Source organism: Kitasatospora sp. MY 5-36 (assembly GCF_001182915.1).
GTDB lineage: Bacteria > Actinomycetota > Actinomycetes > Streptomycetales > Streptomycetaceae > Kitasatospora.
Genome location: NZ_LFVW01000263.1, coordinates 1 through 3,171 on the forward strand (window position 1 = coordinate 1; position 3,171 = coordinate 3,171).

A 3,171-nucleotide genomic window follows, 5' to 3' on the forward strand; every position below is an offset into this window, starting at 1 on the left:
TGGCGGGGGCGCCGGTGTCGCCCTTGCAGATCGCGGCGCCGCCGGTGCCGGTGGTGCCAATGCCCGTCGCGCTCACCGTGTCGAGGGTGAACACGCCGGTGTGGAGCTTGGACGGCACCCACTCGTCCTTGGTCCGGCCGAAACCGGGAACGCGCAGGCTCTGCCCGGCCGTCGGGGCAGCGGTCGCCAGCGGCAGCGGGGCTATGCCGTCCACGGGCGTGGCGAGACGGGCCATGACGAGGTCACGGTCCTGACGCGGCACCAGCTCGGCCACCTCGGCCGACTGGCCGCCGACCGTCACGGTCGTCTTCCACTTCGGCGCACCGGCGGCCAGGGCCTGCGGCTGAGCCGGGTCGTCGGAGAAGCAGGAGGCCGCGGTGAGCACCCAGTAGCGGTCCACCAGCGCGCCGGTGCAGGCCCGCAGGTTGTCACCGACCACCAGACGGGTGGTGGCGGTGTAGGTGTCGTTGGCGGCCGCGTCGCCGACCACGGCGCCCGCCGGAGAGACGGTGCTCAGCGTGCCGGCGGCGGCGGCCGCGACCAGCACACCCGCCCGCAGGTTGCGGGTCGAGGAGTTGCGAGGCATAGGGGGATTCCCGGAGGTGAGAGGTGGGAGGTGGATGCGCGGGTGGCTGTCAGCCGGTGACGGTCAGTTCGAGGAGGCTGGTCGCGTTGCCGTTGCTGCCCTTGCCGACCGACTTGAAGCCGTCCTTGGGGACCTCGAGGGTCTGCTGGGTGGTGCCGTCGGTGAGGCCGGCCCGGACCGCGCGGCCGCCGGAGGTCTGGATGGCGAAGACCTGGGGCAGCTCGAGGGTGAGCGACCCGGTGGTGCCGGAGACGGTGAAGCAGATCTGGTTGTCCGGGTTGCCCGGGGCCATGGTCCAGACCTGGATCTGGTTGGGCTTGGAGCATTCGCCGAGCAGGATGTGGCCGTCGCCGCGCAGCAGCTTCACCTTGGTGATCGCGGCGGCGCCCGGGTAGGCGAAGTCCTCGACCGCGGGCGGTGCGGCGGAGTTGTCGGCGGGGGTGGTGTCGGCTGCGGCGAGTGTGGTGGCGCCGGCGAGGGCCGTGGCGGTCACGGCGGCGGCGGCCAGCCACCGGCCTGCGGTGGCGCGGCCGGTCCTTCCGGCCGTGCGAAGGGGGGTGTGGGTCACCTGGGACTCCATCGGGAAGGTGAGCGGGGAGCGGTACGGGCCGGTGCTGGTCAGCCGGTGACGCGCAGTTCGAGCAGGGCGGCCGGCTTGCCGTTGCCGGAGCCGCTGCCGATCCCGACGGGGAGGGCGGTGCCCTTGGCGATGTCGACGCTCTGCGCGCCGTCGACGCTGGTGAGCTTGGCGTTGAGCGAGTAGGCGTCGGTGCGGATGCGGAACACGTTGGGCACCTCCAGGGCGAGGTAGCCGGTGGTGCTGGTGGCGCGGAAGCAGATCTGGTTGCCGCCGGCGTTGGGCAGGTCGAAGCTGAACACGCTGATCTGGCTGTCGACGGCGCAGTCGGACAGCACGATGTGGCCGTCGCCGCGCAGCAGCTTGACGTTGGGGTACGGCGCCGGGCCGGGGTAGTTGAAGTCCTCGATCGCCACCGGCGCGGCCGAGTTGTCCGCCGGAGTGCCGTCGGCGGAGGCCAGTGCGGTGGCGCCGAGCGTGGCGGCCACGGCGACCGCACCGCCAACGAGCAAGCGGGACATGCGCTTTGCCATGACTATTCCTCTTCGTTCATCTGGTGTTGCCCTGACGGGCAGATCCACGGATTGGTGCGAACCACCCTTGATAGCGGGCGAACCAACATGTCGTGATGGCGCGTCATGGGTGATGGGGATGCACGGAATCAACCACCCGGCGCCTTCGTGATCAAGGACGGAATGCGGCCCCATCGAACCAGATGAAACTGACGACACGCCAGGTCTTTCTTCCGGAGACCCCTCCCGAGCAGGCGCTCTGTCACAGTTTCGAATAGCTTGGGCACTTCCTGGCGATGCGCTCGCTTTGCCGAAATATGGGCCCACTGAGAGGGTTTATTGCACGTGTCTCAACTCTCAACTTCTTGACTTCGTAAGCGTTCTGTCGTGACATCATTTGACGTAGGCTCCGCTGCGGCCTGGATTCGGCCGATGTCGACAGTGGAGGTTTTCCGGTGCGCCAATCGATATCCCGCTCGCGACGGCAAGGGAGGGGAAGGCCGCCGCTACTGGGCAGGCTCTCCCTGAGCCTGCTGCCGCTCGCCCTGACGGCCGGTCTGGTGGGATCCGGCATCCAGAGCGCCGTCGCTGCCGAGCCGACCGGCGGGCCGGTCCAACCGACCCCCCGTGAGCGCGCGTTGACCGCGTGGCTCAACGGCGGCCCTCGCGTCCACGAGCTCGCCGAGGCCGCGCTCGCCGGTTCCGACCAGGACGTGAAGCGGTTCGTCGACAACGACCTCGCCGGCACCCAGCGCCTGGACGACCTGCTCGCCGCCACACAGATCTCCAGCGTGGGCGGGCCGAAGGTCCGCGAGGCCGCGGACAAGGCGATCGATGGAACTCCCGACGAGTTGCGCGCCTTCCTGCAGGGCGGTTGGCAGGCGGCTCTCGACGCCGACCGGCGGCTGATGATCACCCGGCTCACCGACCCCGCGATGGGCGCGGGCAGCAACCTGCAGGCTGCCGGTGACGCGGCGCTGCGCAGCAACAACAGTGATGATCTGCAGCGGTTCCTGACCGAGGGCCAGTTCCCGGCGAAGGATTCCGACGACCGGCTCAAGCTGGTGCAGATCCTCAGCAACGGCGGCACGAACACCCAGGCGGCGGCGCGTGCGGCGCTGAACGGGTCGATCGAGGACGTGCGCGACTTCCTGGCGGTCGGCCAGTACATCGCGCAGAGCCGTGACCAGGAGCGTGCGAGCATCGCGCAGCTGGTGCAGCAGGCGAAGGACGCGGGCGCGCAGGCGGCGCAGGAGACTGCGGCGGCGATCGAGGCCAAGGACAAGGCGGTCTACGAGGCGCAGAAGGCCATGGAGGCCGCTGCGCTGGCCGCGTCGGAGACGCAGAAGGCCGGCAATGACGCGGCCAAGGCGACGGAGGCGGCGAACAAGGCCGCGACGGCGGCCGAGCGCGCGGGTGCGGCGGCGCAGACGGCGATGGCGGCAGCTCGTGCGGCCAACGCGGGTGCGCGGGCCGCCGCCTACGCGGCGTCGAAC

The 3,171-nt window shown here is 70.5% G+C and carries 4 protein-coding genes; 1 reads left to right on the top strand and 3 read right to left on the bottom strand.

Translation table 11 applies throughout. The features are described from left to right. The 3 genes from AE652_RS18700 to AE652_RS18710 form a co-directional block, all read right to left on the bottom strand. A partial coding sequence (locus AE652_RS18700; protein WP_049652937.1) for a trypsin-like serine protease occupies nucleotides 1-586 on the bottom strand: 586 nt, incomplete at its 3' end. A 49-nt stretch (nucleotides 587-635) separates the two neighbouring features. Further along, entirely contained in the window at nucleotides 636-1,154 is a 519-nt protein-coding gene (locus AE652_RS18705) for a hypothetical protein (RefSeq protein ID WP_049652939.1), read from the bottom strand. A gap of 50 nt (nucleotides 1,155-1,204) precedes the next feature. Continuing rightward, nucleotides 1,205-1,696 carry a hypothetical protein gene (locus AE652_RS18710; protein ID WP_063780187.1) on the bottom strand — a complete coding sequence of 164 codons (492 nt, stop codon included), beginning with the start codon at nucleotides 1,694-1,696 and terminating at the stop codon, nucleotides 1,205-1,207. A 539-nt stretch (nucleotides 1,697-2,235) separates the two neighbouring features. Here AE652_RS18710 and AE652_RS18715 point away from each other — a divergent pair. After that, the coding region (locus AE652_RS18715) for an ALF repeat-containing protein (protein WP_049652944.1) at nucleotides 2,236-3,171 on the top strand (936 nt) is incomplete at its 3' end.

What these genes read in the sequence shown, in the direction of transcription:
- AE652_RS18710 (WP_063780187.1), bottom strand. Translation starts at nt 1,696, where the DNA reads ATGGCAAAGCGCATGTCCCGCTTGCTCGTTGGCGGTGCGGTCGCCGTG.